Source organism: Myxococcus sp. MH1 (assembly GCF_059738865.1).
Map to the genome: position 1 here is coordinate 2,309,778 of NZ_AP026947.1, position 22,757 is coordinate 2,332,534.

Consider the following 22,757-nt stretch of genomic DNA (forward strand, 5'->3'; position numbering starts at 1 on the left):
GGCGCAGCGGAACCTTCCAGGGGCGCGCGCGGTTGCAACTTTTTCCGTTCCTGCGGGAACGAGGGGTGTGGAAGGGTGTGGAGACAGGACGGATGGAGGCAGGTCGCCAGGCCGCTTCCCTGGCGGCGCGGCGAGCGAGTGAACGTCCTTCCTTTCGGAGGTGTTGGCTGAGTCTTGCTCCCAGGGAGGTCGTCCTTGAGAAGGTTTCAGGAACGTTTGCCACTCGAGGCGCTGACATTCGATGACGCGCTGGTGTTGTTGGAAGTGGTGCAGGAGCTGTCCCATCTGAGGGAGCTGGAGGACGTGATGGCGCTGGTGCGCCGCGCGGCCCGACAGCTCAGTGGCGCGGACGGCGTCACGTTCGTGCTGCGCGAAGGGGACATGGTCCACTACGCGGACGAGGAGGCCATCGCGCCCTTGTGGAAGGGGCGGCGCTTCCCCATCCACGCGTGCATCTCCGGCTGGGCCATCCTCCATGGCGAGGCGGCGGTCATCGAGGACATCTACGCGGACGAGCGCATCCCGCACGACGTCTACCGCTCCACCTTCGTGAAGAGCCTGGTCATGGTGCCCGTGCGCCGCGCGGACCCGGTGGGCGCCATCGGCGCGTACTGGGCGGAGCGGCGCATGCCGGGCGCGCGCGAGGTGGCGCTGCTCCAGGCGCTGGCGGACTCCGCCGCCGTCGCGGTGGACAACGGGCGGCTGTACGACGCGGAGCGCCGCGCGCGCAAGGCGGCGGAGTCGGAGACGCGGCTGCGCGGGGAGCTCCTGGCGATGGTGTCCCACGATTTGCGCAACCCGCTGGGCGTCATCACGATGACGACGTCATTGCTCGCGCCGCTCCTGGCCCCGCTCAACGGGCGCGCGCGCCATCACCTGGACACGCTCAACCGCTCCGCGCTGCGCATGGAGCGGCTCATCCATGACCTGCTGGACTTCGCGGCCATCGAGGGCGGCGGCTTCCGCGTGAGCCAGGAGTCGATGGCGCTGTCGCGGCTGTTGGAGCAGGCCTCGGAGCTGGGGCCCCTGGCGCAGGAGCGGGGCATCGGCCTGGAGCTGCGCCACCACACCCACGACGTCGACGTGTGGTGTGACCCGGACCGCATCCACCAGGTGTTCTCCAACCTGGTGGGCAACGCCGTGCGCTTCACGCCCGCGGGCGGACGAATCACGGTGATGGCGCAGGTGCGCGAGAACGTCGTCGAGGTGAGCGTGGAGGACACGGGCTCGGGCATCTCCCCGGAGCTGCTGCCCGTCCTGTTCGACCGGTTCCAGCGCCCCACGACGCGCGCGCCGGGCAGCGGCGTGGGCCTGGGGCTCTCCATCACCCGGGGCATCGTGGAGGCCCACGGCGGCACGGTCAGCGTGCGCAGTCAGCTGGGCCTGGGGACGACGTTCACCTTCTCGCTCCCCACGGGCGCGCCGGGTCAGTCCGGGCCGCGCTCGTAGCGCTCGTCGCTCACGCCGTGGAAGCCCAGGGCCTGCGCCAGCCGGATGGCGGCGCGGTTCTGGGGCCGGGTGAGCGCGAAGAGTCGCCGCAGGCCGAGCGTGGTGAAGCCGAAGGTGATGAGCGCCCGTGAGGCCTCGTGCGCGTAGCCGTGGCCCCAGAACGCCGGGTCCAGCTCGCAGCCGTACTCCGCGACGGTGTCCCCGGCGGACGCCTTGCGCAGCCCGCAGGTGCCGATGACGCGGCCCTCCAGGGTGATGGCGAGCTGGTACTTCGCGCGGGGGACCTCGTGGGCCCACTGGCACAGCCGCTCCACGAAGCCGCGCACGTCGTCCGCGGTGGGCGGCGGGTGGCCGTAGTGCTCCAGGTAGGCGGGCTTGGATTGATACGCGAGGACGCTCGGGGTGTCCTCGCGCCGGAAGTCCCGGAGGACGAGCCGCTCGGTGCGCAGCTCCATGTCAGCTCTCCGCGTGGAAGCGCCGCGCGTGCTCGCGCCAGGCCTCGCGGGCCTCGTGCTGGCTCACCGCCTGGAACTCGACGGACATGCCCGCGCGTCGGGCGCCCAGCCGTCCCCAGTCCGCGCGGATGACGGTGGCGATGACGGGATAGCCGCCCGTGGTGGGGTGGTCCGGTCCGAGGATGATGGGCTCGCCTGACAGCGTCACCTGGATGGCGCCGCGCACCATGGGGCGTGAGGTCCTCGCGCCCTCGTCGCCGTGCGCGAGCGCGGGCCCCTGCAGTCGCATGCCCACGCGGTCGCTCGCGCTGGACACCGTGAAGGTGCCGCCCAGCAGCGAGGCCGCCATCAGCGAGTCGAAGTGGCGCGTGTCGGGGCCCAGCGTCAGGCGGATGGGGCCCGCCGCCTCCCACGGTCCCTCCACGGGCATCGCGAGCGAGAGCGCGTCCGCGACAGGCAGCGAATCTCCCGGGCGCAGCATCCGCCCCTCGTGTCCTCCCAGCCGCGCCACCAGCAGCGTGCCCCGGCCTCCGAGCACCACGGGCACGTCCACGCCGCCGGCCACCGCGACGTAGCTGACGCTGGCGCGCTCGGAGGCGGGGACGCGGAGGACCTCGCCTTCATCGAGCGCGTGGGGCTCATGGCCATCCACCGAGACGCGCAGGGGGGCGCCACGCGCGCGCAGCTCCAGCGCGCCCAGGCACTCCAGCGCGGCGGCGTCCCAGCGGTTGCCCACCGCGCGGTTGGCTCGCGCCAAGAGCTCCGGCACCACCGCTCCGCCGGGAGGGACGCCATGGTGCATCTGTCCGGGCCTGCCGCCGTCCTGCACGGTGGCGGGGGCCCGCATCGCCGTGATGTCCAACCAGCCCGCCATCAGTCCACCCGCTCGAAGCGCACCCTGTCACCGAGCTGCAGTACCGCGCCCCGGTCCGGGTGGAAGGCCGTGAAGTCCAGCGCCGTGCCAATCAGGTTCCAGCCGCCGGGGGACGCGAACGGGTACACGCCCGTGCGGCCTCCGGCGATGCCCACCGCGAGCGCCGGCACGCGCGTGCGCGGCGTGGGCAGTCGGGGCACGACGATTCTCGGGTCCAGCTCGCCCAGGTACGCGAAGCCGGGCAGGAAGCCCACGCAGCGCACCGTGTACTCGCGCGCGGTGTGCAGCCGGGCCACGTCGTCGACGCAGAGGCCCGTCCGCTCGGAGACCTTCTCCAGGTCGGGGCCGTCGTAGCGCACGCGCAGCGTGACGAGCGCGGCGGCTTGCGTGGCCACGGGCTCCCTCAGCAGCCGGGCGAGGGCCAGTCGAGGCTCCGCGGGCGGCCTGTCGGGGTCGAAGTACACGCACGCGTGCTCCTCGGTGACGACGGCGTCCACCACGCCCTCGAGCGCATGCAGCACGTCGCGCGCGGCGCGTCGCTCGATTCCGGCGGGGAGCACGACGCGCAGCGCGCCGTCGCCGAGGGGCTCCAGGGGCAGGGCGAGGGCCTCCAGCGTCGTGCGCACCTCTCGGGCCAGCTCCACCGCGCCGGGCGTGTCGCCGTGGACGCAGACGGTGTCGACGCCTCCGCCCGTCACCAGCCGCACGGTGTTCTCGCGGACCCTGGCCAGGTCGGTGAGCACGGCGCCGGGCTGGCCGCGCGGAATCAGGGAGCCGTCCGGGAGGGTGCCTCGGTCGGCGAAGCCCTCGCGCGCGAGGCACAGGCCCGCGTCGGTCGCCGCGTCCGCGAGCGCGCCCGTGGGCGGGCCGATGAGGGTGACGCCGGTGCCCAGCGCTTCGACGATGCCCTCCACCACGGCGCGGGCGAGCGCGGGTGAGGCATTGGCCGCGTGGTAGAGCGCGCCGTGGGGCTTGGCATGGCTGACGGGGAGGCGCTCCTCGCGGGCCAGGCGGGCCAGGCGGGCGCACTGGTGGGCGACTTGTCGACGGAGCGCCTCGGGGGGCACGTCGAGCGCGCGGCGTCCGAAGCCTTCCCGGTCCTCGTAGGACGGATGCGCGCCGGCGCGGGTGCCATGCCGTGCGCACAGGGCGAGCGCGCGGCGCATGGACGCATCGTCGCCCGCGTGGGCGCCGCAGGCGATGTTGGCCACGTGGGCGAGCGCGTAGAGCCGCTCATCCTCGTCGGGCAGCTCACCCAGGTCGATGTTGAGGAGGCACTCCGTCATGCGTCCACGCTATGCGAGCCGCGTCCCGGACGCAGCCCTCCGTCCGGGAAGCGCAGCGAGGACTCGGAAGATTACACACGCCACCCCGGGGCAGGGGCCGGATGGCACCGGGGTGGCGCGTGCCCCGGTGTTGTCGAAAGACACCCCGAGGAACTTCCAACCCAGATACGTGGGGGCGTGCTTTCTCGGGTCATTTCGCGCGAATTATGCCGCGCGGCCGGCACGCGGGGCGCGAGGTGGCTTCGCCGTGCGTCGCGGTGGGCTCAGTGGGCGACAGGGGCCAGCGTCGCGGGGCCACCGGACTTCACCCAGCGGACCAGGGCCAGCGCCGTGCGCTCGTCGAGCAGGTCCGCGTACGTGGGCATGGGGGTGCCGGGCTGGAACTGCTCCGGGTTGCGCACCCAGCGCACCAGCTCGGTGTCCGAGCGGCGGGACGCGCGGGCAATCTGCTCGTGGTAGCGGGCGCCGGGGGCATGGCAGCCCGCGCAGCCCAGCTGCGTGAAGAGCTTGGGCGCGTCCACCTTCGGAGCCGCGGGCCGGGGCCTGCGGGGCGCGGGGGGCGTGGTGGCGGGAGGCTGCGTGCCTGCGACGGGGCGCGTTGTCTCCGGGCCCTGCGACGTCGTACCCGCCACGGTGTTCGAGGCCACCGCGGTGGCCGAGCCTTGAGTCGCCGTGCCCGCCACGGTGGTGGCCGGGCCCTGCGGCGTCGTGCCCGCGACGGAGCCAGTCGTCGGCGCAGCGGATGCCGTGCCCGTACCGGTCGTGGTGGCAGACGCCGCCTCCGCCACGGTCGTCGACTCGGCGCCCTCATCGCCCTCCGCACCGTCATCGGCGCCATGGACCTTCGTCACCCAGGTGGGGCGCACGGACGTGGCGGTGAGGCGCGGGCGGGCGCCATCCACGTTGTTCTTCTTGGGCGGCACCGAGCGCAGATAGTCATAGAGCGCCTGCGCCTCCACCGCGTCCATTCCACGGAAGCGGGGCATGGGCGAGCGCAGCGCGGACCCGTCCGGCGCGATGCCGTCCCTCACCGCGCGGGTGAAGTCCTCCAGCGTCCAGTGCGCGAGCCCCGTCCCGTGGAAGGTGATGTTGCTCGACTCGACGTCCTGTCCCTCGGGGTCCTTGAAGGACATGCCGCCGGAGAAGACCTCGTCGCCCTCGGTCTTGCGCGGGCTGAAGCCCGGCGTATGACAGGACGCGCAATCATAGACGTCATGCGCCATGTAGCGGCCGTACTCCAGCGTGGCCGCCTTCTCCGGCACGGGGATTCCCAGCGGCGGACGGGGAATGGGCTCGTTGCCGGTGATGATGCGGAAGCCCAGCCCGCCGATGAAGCTGAACTCGGAGCGGGGCGCGGGCGTCGGGTCCGGCGTGAAGAGCGGATGCCCCGAGCGAAGGAACCCGAGCACCGCCGCCAGGTCCTTGTCCCCCATCCCGTAGCTGGGCATCACCATCAGCCGGCCATCCCGGCTCACCGCGTACCGGATGACGCGCGCCAGCTCCTCGTCCGTCGCGGAGCCGATGCCCGCCGTGGGATGGGACGTCAGGTTGGAGGCGTGGAACTTCCCCATGTACGACGGCAGCTCGTGCAGGGGCGCGCCGGAGGCCGTCTCGTTGTCACCGCCGCGGTGACACGACTCGCAGCTCGCGTGGAAGATGGCGGCGCCGCGCGCGATGGCCGCGGGCGAGGTGTCCGCCTGGAGCTTGGGATAGGGCGCCTTGACGGTGCCGGCACATCCGGCCAGCAACACGCTCGCCAACACCATGCTCCTCACGACACCGCGGACCTCGCGTCGCATGTGCTGCCCTCTCTCCTGGAACCGGGGCCCGATGTTTATCCCATCCACCCACCGTCCCGGGAGGGGGGCTCCTGCTCTCGGGTGAACGGGCAGCTCCTTGGAGTGTCAACGTCACCCGCCCGGCTGGCCGGGCTCCTGGCTAGACTCGCGCGGATGACGCGCCCTCTCGAGTCCTACCGTGCCCTGTTCCCCGTGCTGCGGGAGCAGCTCTATTTCAACCACGCGGGAGTGGCCCCCACCAGCCTGCGCGCCGCCGAGGCCGTGCGCGGGTGGATGGAGGACCTGGTCCACCATGGCATCCAGCACGAGCGGGGCTGGGAGGCCCACTGCGAGCGCATCCGCGCCCTGGCGGCCCGCCTGCTGAACGCGGAGCCGGGCGAGATGGCCTTCGTGCGCAACACCAGCCATGGCCTGGGGCTCGTCGCGGAGGGGCTCGACTGGAAGCCCGGGGACGAGGTGGCCGTGGCCACGTCGCTGGAGTACCCCTCCAACGTCTATCCCTGGCAGCACCTGGCGGACCGGGGCGTGGTGGTGCGCGAAATCGAGGCACCGTCCGGCGGCGTCACGGTGGAGGCGGTGGCCCGGGCGCTCACCCCTCGCACGAAGCTGGTGGCGGTGTCCTCCGTGCAGTTCGCCACCGGCGTGCGCACGGACCTGGAGGCGGTGGGCGCGCTGTGTGAGAAGGCCGGCGTCCTGTTCTGCGTGGACGCCATCCAGAGCGTCGGCTGTGTGCCCGTGGACGTGAAGAAGTGTCGCATCCACTTCCTCAGCGCGGACAGCCACAAGTGGATGCTCGGCATCTCCGGCATCGGCGTGCTGTACGTGGCGAAGGAGGTGCTGCCGCGCGTGCGCCCCGTGCTCGTGGGCTGGCGCAGCACCACGGACGCCTGGAACTTCAACCGCACCCACTTCGAGCTGCGTCCGGACGCGGGCAAGTTCGAGGAGGGCAGCGCCGCCTACCCTGGCCTCTACGCGCTGGGCGCCGCGCTGGAGCTGCTCCAGGAGGTGGGCGTGGAGAACATCGAGGCGCGCATCCAGGAGCTGCTCGCGCGCCTGGAGAAGGGCCTCGTCGAGCTGGGCTGCGAGGTGGGGCCCACGCCCGGGCTTCGCGCGGGCATCCTCACCTTCCTGCCGCCCGGGGCCAACGTTCGGGCGCTCAGCGCGTACCTGTCCGAGCACCACGTCTCCCACTCCGTGCGCCGGGGCCGCATCCGCCTGTCCCCCCACTTCTACAACCTGCCGTCGGAGATGGACCGGCTGGTGGAGCTGGTGAGGGGCTTCGGCGGCTGAACCCGCGTCTACTGCTGCGCGGGGAAGAGCGTCTCGATGGAGAGGTAGCGCTCGCCGGTGTCGTAGCAGAAGCACAGCACGCGGCTGCCGTCGGGCATCTCGCCCAGCTTCTGGTTCACCGCGGCCAGCGCGGCGCCGGAGGAGATGCCCACGAAGATGCCCTCCTCGCGCGCGGAGCGGCGGGCGAACTCGGCGGCGTCCTCCTCGTTCACCTGGATGGTGCCGTCGAGGACGTTGGTGTGCAGGTTCGCCGGGATGAAGCCCGCGCCGATGCCCTGGATGGGGTGGGGGCCGGGCTGGCCGCCGCTGATGACGGGCGACTTGGTGGGCTCCACCGCGAACACCTTCAGCTTGGGCCAGTGCTGCTTGAGCACCTCGGCGCAGCCGGTGATGTGGCCGCCCGTGCCCACGCCGGTAATCAGGTAGTCGAGCCCGTCCGGGAAGTCCTTCAGGATTTCCTGCGCGGTGGTGCGCTTGTGCACCTCGATGTTGGCCTCGTTCTCGAACTGCTGGGGCATCCACGCGTCGGGCACCTGCTCCACCAGCTCCTTGGCGCGGGCGATGGCGCCCTTCATGCCCTGGGCGCGCGGGGTGAGCTCGAACGTGGCGCCGTAGGCGGACATGAGGCGGCGGCGCTCGATGCTCATCGAGTCCGGCATCACGAGCACCAGCTTGTAGCCCTTTACCGCGGCCACCATGGCCAGGCCGATGCCGGTGTTGCCGCTGGTGGGCTCGATGATGATGCTGTTCTTCTTGAGGATGCCGCGCTTCTCCGCGTCCTCAATCATGGAGAGCGCGATGCGGTCCTTGATGCTGCCGCCGGGGTTGGCGCGCTCGAGCTTCATGTGGACCGTGACGCGAGACGGAAACAGCCGGTTGATACGCACGTGCGGCGTGTTGCCGATGGTCTCCAGGATGTTGTTCGCCTTCATGTCGGGCCTCGTCGGGGGCTGCGCGGTGGGTGCTTCGGGAGCGTTCAGATGTGGAACTCGATGGCGTCCATGGCGCCGTCGGCCCCTCGGGGGCGAATCTCGCTGCGGCGGGTGACGACCGAGTTGGGGGGGATGCTCTGGGTGAGCCAGGCGTTGCCCGCGACGATGCTTCCGCGCCCCACCACCGTCTCCCCGCCGAGGATGGTGGCGTTGGCGTACACCACCACGTCGTCCTCGAGCGTGGGGTGGCGCTTCTTGTCGGCCAGGGCCTTCTCCACCATGAGCGCGCCCAGCGTGACGCCCTGGTAGACGGTGACGTTGTTGCCGATGAGCGTCGTCTCGCCGATGACCACGCCGGTGCCGTGGTCGATGACGAACCTGCGGCCGATGGTGGCGCCCGGGTGGATGTCCACGCCGGTGCGCTGGTGCGCGTGCTCGGTGAGCAGGCGCGGCAGCAGCGGGAAGCCGAGCGTGTGCAGCGCGTTGGCCACGCGGAAGATGGCGATGGCGAGGAAGCCCGGGTACGTGAGGATGACCTCGTCCACGGAGCGCGCGGCGGGGTCGGCCTCGAAGATGGCCTGCGAGTCCTGTCGCAGCCAGTCGTAGAGCTCCGGCAGCCGCTCCATGAAGCGCGTGGGGATGCTGGCGTTGATGTCGGGGTAGAGCGGGGCGAGCGTCTCGCGCAGGCGGTGGAGGCTGGCCTCCACGGTGGTGACGTCCCGGCGCACGGCGGCGGCGGTACACTCCAGGCGCTCGGCGAAGTGGGGGAACAGCAGTCCGAGCACCTGTCCGACGAACTCGGGAGCCGCCCGCCGCACATCCGGGGGGAAGCAGTGGCGCTGTCGGGCCTCCAGCAGCGCGGCGACCAGCCTGGCGTTTGAGTCTTCCATGAACCTCCCCCTTTTAATGCGGTGCGTGGTGAGCGCGCATCAGGGGAACGCCCGATTCGGTGGTGGGGAGGAGCCCAGTGGACAGGGGCGCCGCCCCGGCTGGTCCCCGGGCGGGGGGCAGGGGCGCCTTGGCGCCTGGAAGGGCCGGGGGTTACCCAGGGGGATGCCAGAAGGGAACATCATCCACCGGGTGGCGCGGGTCCATGGCCGCTGGCTGTCGGGCCGGCGCTTCACGGCGGACTCGCCGCAGGGGCGCTTCGGAGACGGGGCGCGGGTGGTGTCCGGGCGGGTGCTCCAGGCGGTGGAGGCGCACGGCAAGCATCTCTTCTATCGCTTCGAGGGCGAGGTCCGGCTGCATGTGCACCTGGGGTTGTTCGGGAACATCCGCCACTTCCGGAGCGAGGCGCCTGTGCCGTCCCCGGCCTGTCGGCTGCGGCTGTCCTCGCCCCACGCCACGCTGCACCTGACCGGGCCGCAGGCCTGTGAGCTGTTGACGGCGGAGGACGAGGCGAAGCTCCGCGCGAGGCTCGGAGAGGACCCGCTGCGCGCGGAGTCGTCGCCCGAGCGTGCGCGCGAGAAGCTGTGTCGGGGGCGGATGCCGCTGGCGCTCGCGCTGTTGGACCAGGAGCGGCTGTCCGGCGTGGGCAACATCCTCCGGGCGGAGGCGCTGTTCCTGGCGAGGCTTCCCCCGTTGCTGCCGGCGGGCGCGCTGAGCGAGGCGGACTTCGCGAGGCTGTGGGACGTGCTCCAGCGGCTCTTGGCGGATGCGTCGCGGGATGGGCACATCGTCACGCCGGGCGCGCCGCGGGTGCCGGAGTGTGTCGCGGGCAGGAAGCGCGCGGAGCGCTTCTGTGTGTATGGCCGTGAGGGGCAGCCCTGTCCGCGCTGTGGCACGAAGGTGTGGAGGCGCGAGCTGGCGGCGCGGGGGCTGTTCTTCTGCGCGGAGTGCCAGGGCGTCGACGCGGTGCCTCGACCTCGGGTCGCGAAGAAGAAGGCCCGTACCGTCCAGGTGAAGCGACGCGACGCGCGGCGCGAGATGAAGAAGCGGACCGCCCGCTCGACGGCCCGGTGAGGTGCCGCGCAATTCCTGCGCGACGATGGGGAGTGTGCAGGCGGGGACGGTGAGGCTTGCCCACCGCGATGGACGGCGTGACGATGCCGGCATGAGCCCACTGCCTCCCTCGTACGTGCATGGCACCAGTTCCACTCCGCTGCTTGGAGAGACTATCGGGCAGAACCTGCGGCGGACGGTGGAGCGGTACCCGGACGGCGAGGCGCTCGTGGTCGTCTCCCAGGGCTACCGGGCGACGTACCGTGAGCTGTGGGACACCACGACGCAGGTGGCGAAGGGGCTGCTGGCCATGGGCGTGGAGAAGGGGGACCGGGTGGGGCTCTGGTCTCCCAATCGCTTCGAGTGGGTGGTGACGCAGTACGCGACGGCGCGCATCGGCGCCATCCTGGTCAACCTGAACCCGGCCTATCGCACGGCGGAGCTGGAGTACTCGCTCAACCAGTCGGGCACCAGCGTGCTCCTGCTGTCCAAGGGCTTCCGGCAGACGGACTACAAGTCGATGCTGGAGCAGGTGCGTCCGCGCTGTCCCGAGCTGCGCGTGGCGCTGGTGCTGGACGAGGACTGGGAGCTGCTCCTGTCCAACGCGAAGCACGTGAGCGGGCACACGCTGGAGGCGCGCGAGGCGTCGCTCCAGTTCGATGACCCCATCAACATCCAGTACACGTCCGGGACGACGGGCTTCCCCAAGGGGGCCACGCTGTCGCACCACAACGTGCTCAACAACGGGTACTTCATCGGGGAGGCGCTGAAGTACGGCCCCGCTGACAGGGTGTGCATCCCCGTGCCGTTCTACCACTGCTTCGGGATGGTGATTGGCAACCTGGCCTGCACGTCACACGGCTCCACGATGGTGATTCCGGGGGAGGCCTTCGAGCCGCTGGCGGTGATGCAGGCGGTGCAGGCGGAGAAGTGCACGTCGCTGTACGGCGTGCCGACGATGTTCATCGCGGAGCTGGACCATCCGCGCTTCGGCGAGTTCGACTTCTCCACGCTGCGCACGGGGGTCATGGCGGGCTCGCCGTGTCCGGTGGAGGTGATGAAGCAGGTGCAGTCGAAGATGAACATGCGCGAGGTGACCATCTGCTACGGGATGACGGAGACGTCACCGGTGTCGACGCAGAGCTCGCTGGATGACCCGCTGGACAAGCGCGTGTCGACGGTGGGGCGCGTGCATCCGCACCTGGAGGTGAAGGTCGTCCACGCGGAGACGGGCGAGGTGGTGCCGCGCGGGACGGCGGGGGAGCTGTGCACTCGGGGGTACAGCGTGATGCTGGGGTACTGGGCGAACGAGGAGGCCACGGCGAAGGCGGTGGACCGCGCGGGGTGGATGCACACGGGTGACCTGGCGACGATGGACGCGGACGGCTACGTGCGCATCGTGGGCCGCATCAAGGACCTCATCATCCGGGGCGGGGAGAACATCTCGCCGCGCGAGGTGGAGGAGTTCCTGCACACGCACCCGGGCGTGAGCGAGGCGCAGGTCATCGGCGTGCCGAGCGTGAAGTACGGCGAGGAGGTGATGGCCTGGGTGAAGGCGAAGCCGGGCGTGGCGCTCACGACGGAGGAGCTGACGAAGCACTGCACCGGGCGCATCGCGAGCTTCAAGATTCCGCGCTACTGGAAGCTCGTGGATGCGTTCCCGATGACGGTGACGGGCAAGGTGCAGAAGTTCCGGATGCGCGAGGTCTCCGTCGCCGAGCTGGGGTTGCAGACGGCGGCGGACATCAAGACCGCCTGAGCGGCGCGCGGGCTCACCGACGGCGTGACGAAGGCTTCGCCTTGCGCGCGGTGGAGGCCTTCTTCGCGGCGGGCTTCTTCTTCGCCGAGGGCTTTTGGGCGGGAGCCTTCTTCGCCGGGGTCTTGGTGGCCTTGCGTGGAGCGGCGGCCTTCTTCGCGGGCTCCGCAGGAGTCTTCTTCGCGGCAGCCTTCTTCTTCGGCGCCTTCTTCAGCGCGGCCCGGGTCGCCGCGTCGACGCCGCGACGGGCCCAGGGCAGCAGCGCGTAGGCGTCATCGCTGGCGTCGGCGGGCGGCGTCCAGTAGCTCATCTCGATGCGCTGGCCCCCGCCTTCCCAGACGAAGGGACGGCAGCCCGCGGCCTGGAACTCCGGTCGGGAGATTTCGTCCGTCTTCAAGTAGAGCTGGCCGTCGCCGATGAGGCCGAACATCCGCCCGCCGAAGTACAGCCCCCAGCCGCCGAACATCCGCCGGGCCTGCACCGGGCCGAGCTTCTCCAACAACTCGACCGTGTACTCCACGAAGCTGTCCATTCGAGCCACCGTGTTCCTCCGTTTCCCTGGCGCCGCTTCTTAGCGGAAGGTCGCCACCAGCGGGTTGTGGTCGGACGTGTCTCCCACGTCGATGACCTCCGCGGAGACCAGTCGCTCCGCCATGCGCGGCGAGGCGAAGACATAGTCCGTGCGGTAGTCGATGGTGACGCCGCCCCGGTTGCGCCGCGCCGTCACCCAACGCGTCGAAGCCGCCCGCGTCGGCAGCGTGTCCACCCAGCCGTAGTCCTCGATGTCGTCGATGACGTCGAAGCGCGGCGGATGGCCGTACTTGTCCGTGCCCGCCCGTCGCAGCCGGTCCTCCAGGTCCACCGGATATGGGTCCCTGCGCGACAGCGAGTTGAGGTCGCCGACCAGCAGATATTGCCCCTCGCGGAACCGGGACGCGTCCAGCAGCGAGCGCAGGTAGCGCGCCTCCACGTAGCGCAGCTTCTCGTGGTGCGCGTCGAAGTGTGTGCCGAACAGCGTCACCGGGCCGCTGGCCTCCAGCTCGCACTCGACGATGCAGTGGCCCAGGAAGTGCCGGTCATTGTGGATGCGCAGCGAGCGCAGGGGAGGGCGGCTCACCACGGCGACGTGGTAGCACCGCCCGCTGGGCCGCGAGCGGGACTGTCCCAGCACCAGGTGCGCCTCGTCCTGCGGCACGTCCAGCGCCTCGGCCACCCGACGCAGCCTCCCGCCGTCGTCCCAGCCCAGGCACTCCTGGAGCACCAGCACGTCCGGTGCGTTCCGGGCGAGGAAGGTGACGATGTCGTCGAACCGCTCCTCGCCTCCCTGCAACACGTTGAACGTCATCACCTTCAGCGGCATGAATCTCCTCTCTCGCCTCAAGGACGCTTCCGTGGGCTCGCCAAGCTACCGCACCCGCGAGCCCGAGGCCGCTCCCGCGCGCCTGCCCGCCCCCCATGGCTCGGGCATCGCTCGCACGCTCTCCACGATGAACGACTTGAGCTCGCGCGCCGCCGCGGTGAGGTAGCCCTCGCCCCGATGCACGAGCGCCACCTGGCGCTTCAGCCCGCTCTTCGCGAGCGGCACCACGTCGAAGCCGCGCGACTGGTGGTCCCGCGCCATCAGCTCCGGGATGAGCGCCACGCCCAGGCCGCGCTCGACCATGCGCCGCATCGCCTCCGCGTTGTCCGTCTCCAGCGCGAGCCTGGGCGTCACCCCGCGCGCCTCGCACTCGGCCTCCAGCGCCCGCGTCCCGCTCATGCTGGGGATGACCACCCACGTCTCCTCCACCACGTCCGCCAAGGACAGCGGCCGGGTGACCTTCGTGAGGCGATGCCCACGCGGCACCGCCAGCACCAGCACCTCCTCCCACAGCTTCTGCGCCACCAGGTCCGTGTGCCGCACCGGCAACGACACGATGGCCAGGTCCAGGACGCCTCGGACCACGTTGTCCTCGAGGGCCGTGCTCATGCCCTCGCTGAGCCGGGGGCGCACCTCCGGGAATCTCCGCGCGAACGTCGGGATGATGTCCGGCAGCAGGTACGCCCCCACGGTGTGCAACGTCCCCAGTGACACGGGGCCGCGAGGCGTCCCCGACAATCGCTCCAGCTCGGACGTGCCCGCGGCCAGTGCGTCCAGTGCACGTCGTGCATGGGGCAGGAAGCGTTCACCCGCGTCGGTGAGCACCGCGCCAGCGGGCGTGCGGACGAGCAGCCGGGTGCCCAGCTCCGCCTCGAGCGCCTGGAGCTGCCGGGACAGTCCGGACTGGGACAGTCCCAGGCCCTTGGCCGCCGGAGAGAGGCGCCCCTCTTGTGCCACTCGGAGAAAGGCCTGGAGCTGGTCTCGAGTCATGCGGATTCGGCAAGAACTCTATGCGGAAGTTGCGATTTCCGCATGGGCAGCCCCCGGTTACACGTTCGGAATGGATGGAAGCGGTGTGTCGGTAGAGCCGGTGCCCTCCGCTCGGCCCGGGGCGGCGAGGCGGACGGCCACCGGGGCGGTGCTGCTGGCCCTGGTGGTCAGCGCCTTCGAGGGCACGGTGGTGACCAGCGCCATGCCCACCATCACCCGCGACCTGGGCGGCCAGCACCTCTACTCGTGGGTCTTCTCCGCGTTCCTCTTCGCCTCCACCGTCGGCGTGCTCATCTCCGGCAAGCTGGCGGACCGGCTCGGCCGCAAGCCCGTCTTCTTCGCGGGCATGGGGTTGTTCCTCGTCGGCTCCGCGCTGTGCGGGCTCGCCGACTCCGTGCACGCGCTCATCGCCTTCCGGGTGCTGCAAGGGCTCGGCGCCGGCGCGCTCCAGCCCACCACGCTCACCATCAGCGCGGACCTCTACACGCTGCGCGAGCGCGCCGCCGTGCAGGGCCTGTTCACCGGCGCGTGGGGCGCGGGCAACGCGGTGGGTCCGCTCATCGGTGGCTGGCTGGTGATGCACGCGTCGTGGCGGTGGGTGTTCCTGGTCAACGTCCCCGTGGGCCTGTTCGCCGCGCTGCTCCTGTATCTCTCGTACCGAGACCCGCCGCGCCGCACGGACGTGAAGCTGGACCGCTGGGGGCCCGTGCTCGCGGGCACCTCCGCCGCGATGCTCCTGTTCTCACTGGAGCCCGGGCACGCGGAGCTCAGGTGGCTGTGCCTCCTGGGCGCGGTGGTGCTGGGCGCGGGGCTGGTGTTCCAGCAGCGCAAGTCCCACGCGCCCCTCCTGCCGATGGAGCTGGTGAAGGACCGCACGGTGCTCAGCGGTGTCGCGGGAGGCATCGCCGGTGGCGCGCTGCTCTACAGCATGGCCGCGTGGGTGCCGCTGTGGATGACGGAGCAGGGCGGACAGACGCCCATCGTCGCCGGACTGACGCTGCTGCCCATGTTGCTGGGATGGTCCGTGGGGTCGACGTTCGGCGTGAAGCTGCTGGTGCGAGGCGGTATGCGGCTCAGCGCGGGCGTGGGCTTCGCCGTGGCGGCGACGGGCGCCGGGCTGCTCGCGCTGACGGCCGCGTACGGGTGGGGCACGTATGCGGCGCTCGCCTCGCTCGCGGTGCTGGGCATGGGGCTGGGCCCCGCGGCGAGCACGTCGCTCATCGGCCCGCAGTCGCGTGCGCCCTGGCACCACCGGGGCATCGTCACGAGCAGCCTCTACGCGACGCGTCTGTTGGGAGGCTCGCTCACGGTGGCCGCGCTGGCTCTGGCACGAGGCCACTTCGCCTTGCAGTTCGCCATCGCGGGCGGGCTGGCCGGTGTCGTCGCCCTGGGGCTCGCCGTGGCCGCTCCCGGCAAATCCACGAGCGAGGCCTGACCCTCAGTGCGACTCCTTGAGCGCGAACGGCCACAGCTTCGCGAGCGCCGAGCGTAACTCCGTCGCGCTGGCGTAGCGGTCCTCGGGGCGCTTCTCCAGCAGCTTCAGCACCACCCGCTCGAACGCCCCCGGCAGGTTCGGCCGCAGCGTCGTCAGCGGCACCGGCGCCTGCTGCACGTGCAGGAACATCAGCGGCACCGGGTCCGAATGGCGGAACGGCAGCTGCCCCGTGAGCAGCTCGTACGCCACGATGCCCAGCGCATACAGGTCCGTCGTGGACGACACGGGGGGACTGCCCATCACCTGCTCGGGCGCCATGTACTCCGGCGTCCCCAGCACCGTCCCCTGCGCCGTCGTCCCGGCCACATGCGCGCTCTTCGCCAGGCCGAAGTCCATCAGCTTCAACACCCCACCGCGCGTGATGAACAGGTTCGCCGGCTTCACGTCCCGATGCAGCACCCCCCGTCCATGCGCGTGCTCCAGCGCCACGGCCGCGTGCGTGAGCCACCGCAGCGCCTCCGCGAGCGTGGGGCGCCGCTCCATCATCCGCTGGCGCAAGTCCATCCCGTCCAACAACTCCACCGTGAGGAAGTGCCGCTCCCCATCCATCCCCACGTCGAAGACGCGCAGGATGTTCACGTGCTCCAGCGCCCGGGCGTGCTCCACCTCCTGGCGGAACCTCGCCACCGTCGCCGCGTCCGCGTGCGGCGTCGCCAGCACCTTGAGCGCCACGCGATGCCGCTCGAGCAGGTCGTGCGCCTCGTACACCGTGGAGCTCCCACCCGCGCCCAGCCAGCGCTCCACGCGGTAGCGCTGGGCCACCACCTGCCCCGGCATCAGCCCTCGCACCAGCGCCGCGGGGAGCGGCGCGGGCGTGGGGATTCCCTGGAGCAGCGTCCCGTGCGGGGACACGGGCGTCGAAGCGCGCAGCGTCTCGCCCAGGGACACCGGGGGCGGAGGCGTTGTCGGCGCGGGACCCCACGACAGCTCGGGCGCGGGAGGCGGCGTCACGCCGCCCGTCACCTTCGTCTCCTGCACGCCGCCGAGGTACACGACACCCCCGGCGTCATCTTCCGTCGAGCCCACCGCTCCTCCCTCGGTGTCCGTTGGCCCGTGCCGCGGCTCAGGGGTCCAGCAGCGAGATGTGCGAGGGGGCTCCCGCGCCCTCGATGTCCAGGTGCGGCGTGGGCAGGTTGTACTCCGCCGCCGCGCTGGTGGCCTCCACCATGATGGGGCCGGCGATCTCCGGCGGCTCACCCTTGCACAGCACGTCCACCACGTGCTCCACCGTCCACTTGCCCAGGCGGTTCACCACCAGCCGGTTGCCCTCGAACGTCGACGTGTCCGACAGCTCGTCACTGGCCCCCAGCTTCACGTCCACCGACTCGCCCAGGTAGCCCCGCGCGAGCGCCAGCACCCGGTCCACCACCGCGTTCCAGGCCTGGATGTGCGTCCTGTCCTGGGCCTCGTCCATGATGTCCAGGCCCACCTGCAGCCGCTCCATCCGCTCCAGGAACTGCTGCACCAGCGGCCCCCGGATGACGCGCCCGTGCTGCGGCGCGATGATCTCCACCGCCGGCGTGAGCTTGCGGATGGTGGCCACCGTGCGCGCCAGCGCCGCGTTCACCGGCATGTAGATTTGATGGAACGCGCGGATGCCCGCCCAGTCGGACTCGTCCGCGTACAGCCCCTTCGCGTTGGCGTCCGTGAGCCCGCCGAACAAATCCCCCGTGAAGAGCACGCGCGTCTGCGGGTCGTAGAGCATCACCGCGCCCCGGAAGTGACAGAAGGGCGAGGGCACCGGCAGCAGCTTGTGCCCGGTGGGGACGCTCAGCCCTTGCGAGAACTTCTCGGTGGCGATGAAGCGGTTGCGCGGCAGGTTCTGGTGGACGATGAGCCGCCAGGTGTCCTCCGAGCAGAGGATGCCGGCGCGAGGCGCATAGCGCGCGGAGATGATGCTCGCCGACGAGCCCACGTCCGGGTCCTGATGGTTGATGAACACGGCCGACAGCCGCTCCATCCCTCCGATGAGCGACGTCACCTTGGTGTGGATGGTGGAGAAGTCGCTGCTCGAGCCCGGGTCGATGAGGAGGTTGAACTCCGAGGCCCGCTGCGTCTTCACGTCCGTTCCCCGGAAGCGTCTCAGATAGGGGTTGGCGTAGAAGATGTTGCCCGGCTCCCGCTTGCCCACCCAGAACGTCTCGGGAGCAATCTCCACGGGGACGATTCTCAGGTCGTTGCTCAAGCCCGATGCGGGATGGTCGCTGCTGCTCATGAGACGGGGTTCCTTCACGGTGAGGTGATGTCCCCTCCCCGTAGCAAGGCGTGCGCCGAGGCCCGTCCTCCCTCGGGGAGCGCGGCGCCAGCCACCTGCGCGCCGTGCATTTCCTGCGCGCCCGGGAGCAGGCACGCAGTTCCTGCGGGCCCGGGGCTCACCCCCGGTGGGGGCAGGCGGGCTGGACGCGGAGGCTGCGAGCCTGCGTGTGCACATGGCACACTGCCGGGGTCCTTCGCACCCACCTCTCCATGCCAGACGCCTCATTCCTCTCCGCCTGGGGGCTCCCAGGCCTCTTCTTCGTCGCGATGCTCGCGGGCTCGGTGGTGCCGGTGCCCTCCGAGGCGCTGCTCGCCGCGCTCATCTATGGCGGCGCTCCGCCGATGCTCGCCACGGGCGTGGCCACGGTGGGCAACGTGCTGGGCGCGGTGTCGCTCTACCTGTTGGGGCTGTGGGTGGCGCGCGGCGGAGGCGGAGCGCTGGGGCGCTGGTATGCGCGCCGTCGTGAGAAGGAGGGGCCCCGCATGGAGCGCGTCGAGGCGCGGCTGCGCACCTGGGGCGCGCCCGCGCTCATGATGTCGTGGATGCCCATCGTCGGCGACGCGTTCGTCATCGCCGGCGGCATGGTGGGCGTCAGGCCCCTGCCGTTCGTCGTCTTCGTCACGCTGGGCAAGGGCCTGCGTTACGCGTTCGTCGCCCTGTCCACCGCCGCTGCCCTGTAGGGCGACGTCTCGTCATGTTTCAATCGTGTTTCGCCAGTATTTCCGTCAGTCCCGGAAGGTAAGTTGAGGCCGTGGTTCCAGGCGAAGCCTGTCTGGCCCACCCGTTCAGCATTCGTTGCCGACCCTCAACCGCTCCCCCTGGCGGGAGCAGGACTGGACCTCGTGCGAAACACCCTCGCAGTCTCGACGCGCGCGCTGTCGTCATGGCGCCACTGGCTCATGGTGTTCTTCCTGGGACTCGCCGCCTGCGGTGGCGAGGCGCCCGTGTCGGACGCGCCCTCGGAGGAGACGTCGCTCGGTGAGCGCGGTGACGCGCTGGCCAACGTGCGCCTGCGGCTGATGGCGGCGAACCTCTCCAGTGGCAACGGGCAGGACTACGACCCGGGCCACGGCATCCGCATCTTCCAGGGCACGGACGCGGACATCGTGATGATTCAGGAGTTCAACTACAAGACGGACTCCGCCGCCGACCTCCGCGGCTTCGTGGACACCGCCTTCGGGCCGGGCTTCTCGTACTACCGCGAGTCCGGCGCGCAGATTCCCAACGGCATCATCAGCCGCTACCCCATCATCGCCTCGGGCGAGTGGGACGACCCGCAGGTCAGCAACCGCGACTTCGCCTGGGCGCGCATCGACATCCCCGGGCCCAAGGACCTGTGGGCGGTGAGCGTGCACCTGCTGACGGCGAACGCCAGCACGCGCAACACGGAGGCGCAGAGCCTGGTCAGCCGCATCCAGGCGAACATCCCCGCGGGGGACTACCTGGTGATTGGCGGCGACCTGAACACGGGCAGCCGCTCCGAGTCGGCCTTCGGCACCCTGTCGCAGGTGGTCAACACCGCGAGCCCGTACCCCGCGGACCGCAATGGCAACACCAACACCAACGCGGGCCGCAACAGCCCCTATGACCATGTGCTGGTGGACAGCGACCTGCGGCCGTACCAGACGGCGGTGGTCATCGGCGGCAGCTCGTTCGCGAACGGGCTGGTGGTGGACACGCGCGTGTACTCGCCCATCGGCGAGATTTCCCCGGCGCTCTCGGGCGACAGCGGCGCGTCTGGCATGCAGCACATGGGCGTCATCAAGGACTTCCTCATCCCGGGGGACGCGGTGTCCTCCAGCCTGACGGTGACGTCGCCCAACGGCGGTGAGAGCTGGACCACGGGCAGTGCCCGCTCCATCTCCTGGACGTCCTCGGGCGTGTCGAGCGTGCGGGTGGAGTACACGCTGAACGGCAGCACGTGGACCACGCTGTCGTCGAGCACGTCGGCCTCGGCGGGGAGCCTCGCCTGGACGCTGCCCACCACGGCGAGCACCACGGCGCGCGTGCGGGTGACGGACACGTCCGACGCGAGCATCACGGACACCAGCGACGCGGCCTTCTCCATCACTACGGGCGGTGGCGGCGGCACGGGGACGCTCCTCATCAACGAGGTGCTGGTGAACGAGGCGGGCTCGGATGTGAATGGCGAGTTCGTGGAGCTGGTGAACACGGGCACGGCGGCGCTGAGCATCGCGGGGTGGACGGTGTCCGACGCGGCGAGCGTGCGGCACACGTTCCCCAGCGGGACGACGGTGCCGGCGGGTGGCGTCATCGTGGTGTTCGGCGGCGCGGCGGGCATCCCCTCGGGCACGCCCAACGCGGTGGGGGCGTCCACGGGGACGCTGGGCCTGTCGAACAGCGGTGACACCGTGACGGTGAAGAACGCCTCCGGCACCGTGGTGGACACGGCGGTGCTGTCCTCGGCGATGGCGGGCACGGACGGGGTCTCCGCGAACCGCAGCCCGGACCTGGGCTCGGCCGCCACCTTCGTGCTGCACACCAGCCTGTCCGGCCTGACGTCCTCGCCGGGCCGGCGCGCGAGCGGCGCGGCGTTCTGATGAAGCCTTCCGCGCCCCCTCGGTGTGAAGAGGGGGCGCGGGTCGGTCAGCGGTACAGTCGGATGTCGCAGATGCGCGAGTGGCTCGTGATTCCGGAGAAGGTGCCCGCCGCGTAGAACCGGATGTAGCGCGCCGTCAAGCCGCCGCCGGAGCGGTCGGTGTAGTCCTTCACGAGCGTCTGGTGTGGCACGTAGGACAGCGAGCCGCTGTCCTGCATGCCCCACTGGTATCCATTGAGGCTGATGCCCATGTACCAGCTCGGCGGGTTCCAGTTGCCGAACAGCACCTCCATCCGCTTGACGAGGTGCACCTGTCCCAGGTCGATGTAGACGGACTGCTCGTTGCCGTTGCTCGTCCACCAGCACGAGCCGAGGTCCGAGTCCGTCACCGTGTACGCCGCGATGGCATTGATGGTCGCGTTGCCGGACGTCGCGGGAATCTTGAGCTGCACCTCGGACGAGACGAAGAAGGGTAGGGTGACGCCGAAGTGGCCGGGGTCGGCGCGGTCCACCACCTTGAGCGTCACGTTCGAGCCGCCCCAGCCTCCCGTGTAGAAGTTCCAGTCCGCGAACGTCGTGGGGCTGACGGACTCCGCGAGCTTGGTCCACGTCGCGCCGTTGTCGCGCGAGGCGTAGTAGTCCACGGCCACCGGCGTCGGGTTGGACCAGGAGAGCCGGACGTTGACGCCGTCAGCGGGTGGGGTGGGCAGGTGCGGCTGCTTGACCTCGATGCCATTGCTCACCGTCAGTGTGATGGCGTTGGAGACGACCTCCGGCTGATGCGGGTCCACGACGCGCCACTGCGACGTCGTCGGAAGCACCGCGGGGTCCAGCGGGATGAAGAAGTTGGAGACGGTTCCGACCGTCTGCCAGCCATTGAAGTCCGTGCCGGTGCGAGCGCGCTGGAGCTCCACCGTGTCGCCTCCGCCGTTGACGAAAATCACGGGCACCGTCTGGCGAGGATTGACTGGGTACTCGAAGGAGATGGTGGGTTTGGCGACGGGGTTCTGCACCCAGATGGGCGCCAGGGTGACCTCGGCGTTCTCCCACTGCTGGTTGAGCGTGATGACGTAGATGGACTCGTAGGGCGTGAGCGAGAAGACCTGCTTCAGGTCGATGAGGCTCGGGTCGGTGTAGGTGAACTCCTTGATGGGCGTGCCGGGCTGGAAGGGACTCCAGACCCTGAGCTTCGTCCAGTTGTTGCCGCCGCCGGTGCCGTCCTTGGTGGTGCCCCAGACGGTGAAGTCGAGCCGCCGCTCGGCCGGGGTCAGCGAGAACTCGGAGCCCATGGTCCGCCCGTTGACCATGAAGAAGCCGGACGCCGGCGGCAGCGCCGTGCGGTACACCCATCGGTTGCGCAGCGCCCTCAGGAAGTTGCCGTAGTCGAACCATTCACCCGGGGGCAGCACGATGCCGGTGCGGCCCTGGGCGGTGTCGCGGCCGTGAATCTTCTCGCGGGGGACGCCGGGCTCGTCGATGTAGGGCAGCACCCAGGCGCCGTTCGGGTGCTGGAAGGTGAAGGGCTCGCCAAGCTGCGCCCGGGTGGTGGCGTGGGAGTCCGTGTTGGAGGCGGGCGCGACGCGGAAGCCGCGGCGCAGCAGCTCGAAGTATCTGTCGTTGTACTCGGCCAGTTCCACCGCGTCGCGCACGTTGCGGCGGCGGTCCGGCTCGGTGGGCAGCGCGAAGAAGACGTCCTCGTTCGGGTGGTTGAGCTGGACGTGGGTGCTCTGGAGCGGGTCGGTCGAGTAGTGGTTGAGGATCTCGTGGTGCCAGTTCCAGAGGCTGTTCGAGTTGAACCGGATGCGGCGGTTGAAGCTGTTGAAGTGGTGCTCGGGGTCGGAGCCCAGGTGGCTCTCCACCCCCGCGAGCGTCAGCATCTCCGGCTGCCCGTTCGCGTCCTGCTCCAGGCTCACCTGCCCGACGGGGTCGTCCTCGTCGTAGGACGGCCAGAACGTGGTGTGGTTGCTGGTCCCGAAGAAGTCGTAGCCATGGCGGAAGGCGGAGAGCAGGACCTCGTCACGCCGGATTTGTGGCGTGTAGTCGAGGCTCACGCCCCCCATCTCCGAGTGTCCCCGGGGGTGGCTGTGCAGGTCTCCGACGAAGGTCTGCCAGCCGCCTCCCAGCTCGGTGGCGATGCGGTTGCGATACCGGCTCTCGCGTACGGCGGGGAGCGGATAGCGGTCGGAGGAGCCGACGTTGGTCGTGTCACTCGCGAGGCCCGGGCTCGCGGATAGGACGGTGGCCAACAGCATCCAGGGACTGCGACTGCCACGACGAGACATGGGGACTTCCTCTGTCAGCAAAGGGGGGGCG

19 protein-coding genes are annotated in these 22,757 nt (G+C 70.6%); 7 read left to right on the forward strand and 12 right to left on the reverse strand.

Annotated elements, in window-relative coordinates:
- The first annotated feature begins 195 nt into the window (after positions 1–195).
- Positions 196–1,449: a sensor histidine kinase gene (locus AC6JA9_RS09590; protein WP_497959539.1), complete on the forward strand. Its 1,254-nt coding sequence runs from the start codon at positions 196–198 to the stop codon at positions 1,447–1,449.
- On the opposite strand, the gene AC6JA9_RS09595 is transcribed toward AC6JA9_RS09590, so the two are convergent.
- The 4 genes from AC6JA9_RS09595 to AC6JA9_RS09610 form a co-directional block, all read right to left on the reverse strand.
- On the reverse strand, positions 1,428–1,904 hold the full coding sequence (locus tag AC6JA9_RS09595) for a GNAT family N-acetyltransferase (protein ID WP_463750733.1): 477 nt from the start codon (positions 1,902–1,904) through the stop codon (positions 1,428–1,430). The genes AC6JA9_RS09590 and AC6JA9_RS09595 overlap by 22 nt on opposite strands.
- A gap of 1 nt (position 1,905) precedes the next feature.
- Complete coding sequence (locus AC6JA9_RS09600; RefSeq protein ID WP_497959540.1) at positions 1,906–2,778, reverse strand: 5-oxoprolinase subunit C family protein; 873 nt, start codon at positions 2,776–2,778, stop codon at positions 1,906–1,908.
- Positions 2,778–4,064, reverse strand: coding sequence for a LamB/YcsF family protein (locus AC6JA9_RS09605; RefSeq protein WP_267697524.1), 1,287 nt, complete (start codon positions 4,062–4,064; stop codon positions 2,778–2,780). The genes AC6JA9_RS09600 and AC6JA9_RS09605 overlap by 1 nt, the downstream gene beginning before the upstream one ends.
- A gap of 263 nt (positions 4,065–4,327) precedes the next feature.
- Positions 4,328–5,863, reverse strand: a complete 1,536-nt coding sequence (locus AC6JA9_RS09610) for a c-type cytochrome (RefSeq protein ID WP_497959541.1) — start codon at positions 5,861–5,863, stop codon at positions 4,328–4,330.
- Between the two features lie 153 nt (positions 5,864–6,016).
- Between AC6JA9_RS09610 and AC6JA9_RS09615 the strand changes: the two genes are divergently transcribed.
- Positions 6,017–7,153, forward strand: a complete 1,137-nt coding sequence (locus AC6JA9_RS09615) for an aminotransferase class V-fold PLP-dependent enzyme (RefSeq protein ID WP_463750731.1) — start codon at positions 6,017–6,019, stop codon at positions 7,151–7,153.
- A gap of 8 nt (positions 7,154–7,161) precedes the next feature.
- Here AC6JA9_RS09615 and cysK read toward each other — a convergent pair whose 3' ends face one another.
- Both cysK and AC6JA9_RS09625 read right to left on the reverse strand, forming a co-directional pair.
- The gene (cysK, locus tag AC6JA9_RS09620; RefSeq protein WP_223747889.1) at positions 7,162–8,085 is read right to left on the reverse strand and encodes a cysteine synthase A; all 924 of its coding nucleotides are present in this window, start codon (positions 8,083–8,085) and stop codon (positions 7,162–7,164) included.
- Between the two features lie 44 nt (positions 8,086–8,129).
- Complete coding sequence (locus AC6JA9_RS09625; protein WP_223747890.1) at positions 8,130–8,975, reverse strand: serine O-acetyltransferase; 846 nt, start codon at positions 8,973–8,975, stop codon at positions 8,130–8,132.
- 163 nt (positions 8,976–9,138) lie between these two features.
- On the opposite strand from AC6JA9_RS09625, the gene AC6JA9_RS09630 reads away from it, so the two are divergent.
- Together AC6JA9_RS09630 and AC6JA9_RS09635 are read left to right on the forward strand one after the other, a co-directional pair.
- Positions 9,139–10,047: an Fpg/Nei family DNA glycosylase gene (locus tag AC6JA9_RS09630; protein WP_426747746.1), complete on the forward strand. Its 909-nt coding sequence runs from the start codon at positions 9,139–9,141 to the stop codon at positions 10,045–10,047.
- 91 nt (positions 10,048–10,138) lie between these two features.
- Positions 10,139–11,785 (forward strand): AMP-binding protein, encoded by a 1,647-nt coding sequence (locus AC6JA9_RS09635; RefSeq protein WP_267697520.1) that lies wholly within the window; start codon positions 10,139–10,141, stop codon positions 11,783–11,785.
- A gap of 13 nt (positions 11,786–11,798) precedes the next feature.
- Here AC6JA9_RS09635 and AC6JA9_RS09640 read toward each other — a convergent pair whose 3' ends face one another.
- The 3 genes from AC6JA9_RS09640 to AC6JA9_RS09650 are packed head-to-tail and all read right to left on the reverse strand — an operon-like array spanning position 11,799 to position 14,132.
- Entirely contained in the window at positions 11,799–12,314 is a 516-nt protein-coding gene (locus AC6JA9_RS09640) for a TfoX/Sxy family protein (RefSeq protein ID WP_483579395.1), read from the reverse strand.
- A 39-nt stretch (positions 12,315–12,353) separates the two neighbouring features.
- Positions 12,354–13,142 (reverse strand): endonuclease/exonuclease/phosphatase family protein, encoded by a 789-nt coding sequence (locus tag AC6JA9_RS09645; RefSeq protein WP_426747742.1) that lies wholly within the window; start codon positions 13,140–13,142, stop codon positions 12,354–12,356.
- 45 nt (positions 13,143–13,187) lie between these two features.
- Positions 13,188–14,132 carry a LysR family transcriptional regulator gene (locus AC6JA9_RS09650; protein WP_267697519.1) on the reverse strand — a complete coding sequence of 315 codons (945 nt, stop codon included), beginning with the start codon at positions 14,130–14,132 and terminating at the stop codon, positions 13,188–13,190.
- A gap of 70 nt (positions 14,133–14,202) precedes the next feature.
- Between AC6JA9_RS09650 and AC6JA9_RS09655 the strand changes: the two genes are divergently transcribed.
- A complete protein-coding gene (locus tag AC6JA9_RS09655) occupies positions 14,203–15,567 on the forward strand; it encodes an MFS transporter (RefSeq protein WP_497959542.1) in 1,365 nt (454 codons plus the stop codon).
- 3 nt (positions 15,568–15,570) lie between these two features.
- On the opposite strand, the gene AC6JA9_RS09660 is transcribed toward AC6JA9_RS09655, so the two are convergent.
- Complete coding sequence (locus tag AC6JA9_RS09660) at positions 15,571–16,653, reverse strand: serine/threonine-protein kinase (RefSeq protein ID WP_497959543.1); 1,083 nt, start codon at positions 16,651–16,653, stop codon at positions 15,571–15,573.
- Positions 16,654–16,690: 37 nt separating this feature from the next.
- Positions 16,691–17,842 carry an oxygen-binding di-iron domain-containing protein gene (locus tag AC6JA9_RS09665; protein WP_223747897.1) on the reverse strand — a complete coding sequence of 384 codons (1,152 nt, stop codon included), beginning with the start codon at positions 17,840–17,842 and terminating at the stop codon, positions 16,691–16,693.
- A 251-nt stretch (positions 17,843–18,093) separates the two neighbouring features.
- On the opposite strand from AC6JA9_RS09665, the gene AC6JA9_RS09670 reads away from it, so the two are divergent.
- Both AC6JA9_RS09670 and AC6JA9_RS09675 read left to right on the forward strand, forming a co-directional pair.
- Positions 18,094–18,564 (forward strand): YqaA family protein, encoded by a 471-nt coding sequence (locus AC6JA9_RS09670; protein ID WP_223784534.1) that lies wholly within the window; start codon positions 18,094–18,096, stop codon positions 18,562–18,564.
- 219 nt (positions 18,565–18,783) lie between these two features.
- Entirely contained in the window at positions 18,784–20,445 is a 1,662-nt protein-coding gene (locus AC6JA9_RS09675) for a lamin tail domain-containing protein (protein ID WP_497960656.1), read from the forward strand.
- A 46-nt stretch (positions 20,446–20,491) separates the two neighbouring features.
- On the opposite strand, the gene AC6JA9_RS09680 is transcribed toward AC6JA9_RS09675, so the two are convergent.
- Entirely contained in the window at positions 20,492–22,726 is a 2,235-nt protein-coding gene (locus AC6JA9_RS09680; protein WP_408891449.1) for a hypothetical protein, read from the reverse strand.
- Positions 22,727–22,757: the final 31 nt, after the last annotated feature.

Coding starts and splice junctions, on each gene's coding strand:
- AC6JA9_RS09615 (WP_463750731.1), top strand. CDS start 6,017: ATGACGCGCCCTCTCGAGTCCTACCGTGCCCTGTTCCCCGTGCTGCGG.
- AC6JA9_RS09595 (WP_463750733.1), bottom strand. CDS start 1,904: ATGGAGCTGCGCACCGAGCGGCTCGTCCTCCGGGACTTCCGGCGCGAG.
- AC6JA9_RS09630 (WP_426747746.1), top strand. CDS start 9,139: ATGCCAGAAGGGAACATCATCCACCGGGTGGCGCGGGTCCATGGCCGC.
- AC6JA9_RS09645 (WP_426747742.1), bottom strand. CDS start 13,142: ATGCCGCTGAAGGTGATGACGTTCAACGTGTTGCAGGGAGGCGAGGAG.
- AC6JA9_RS09635 (WP_267697520.1), top strand. CDS start 10,139: ATGAGCCCACTGCCTCCCTCGTACGTGCATGGCACCAGTTCCACTCCG.
- AC6JA9_RS09600 (WP_497959540.1), bottom strand. CDS start 2,778: ATGGCGGGCTGGTTGGACATCACGGCGATGCGGGCCCCCGCCACCGTG.
- AC6JA9_RS09650 (WP_267697519.1), bottom strand. CDS start 14,132: ATGACTCGAGACCAGCTCCAGGCCTTTCTCCGAGTGGCACAAGAGGGG.
- AC6JA9_RS09665 (WP_223747897.1), bottom strand. CDS start 17,842: ATGAGCAGCAGCGACCATCCCGCATCGGGCTTGAGCAACGACCTGAGA.
- AC6JA9_RS09680 (WP_408891449.1), bottom strand. CDS start 22,726: ATGTCTCGTCGTGGCAGTCGCAGTCCCTGGATGCTGTTGGCCACCGTC.
- AC6JA9_RS09675 (WP_497960656.1), top strand. CDS start 18,784: ATGGTGTTCTTCCTGGGACTCGCCGCCTGCGGTGGCGAGGCGCCCGTG.
- AC6JA9_RS09625 (WP_223747890.1), bottom strand. CDS start 8,975: ATGGAAGACTCAAACGCCAGGCTGGTCGCCGCGCTGCTGGAGGCCCGA.
- AC6JA9_RS09655 (WP_497959542.1), top strand. CDS start 14,203: ATGGATGGAAGCGGTGTGTCGGTAGAGCCGGTGCCCTCCGCTCGGCCC.
- AC6JA9_RS09640 (WP_483579395.1), bottom strand. CDS start 12,314: ATGGACAGCTTCGTGGAGTACACGGTCGAGTTGTTGGAGAAGCTCGGC.
- AC6JA9_RS09670 (WP_223784534.1), top strand. CDS start 18,094: ATGCCAGACGCCTCATTCCTCTCCGCCTGGGGGCTCCCAGGCCTCTTC.
- cysK (WP_223747889.1), bottom strand. CDS start 8,085: ATGAAGGCGAACAACATCCTGGAGACCATCGGCAACACGCCGCACGTG.
- AC6JA9_RS09605 (WP_267697524.1), bottom strand. CDS start 4,064: ATGACGGAGTGCCTCCTCAACATCGACCTGGGTGAGCTGCCCGACGAG.
- AC6JA9_RS09610 (WP_497959541.1), bottom strand. CDS start 5,863: ATGCGACGCGAGGTCCGCGGTGTCGTGAGGAGCATGGTGTTGGCGAGC.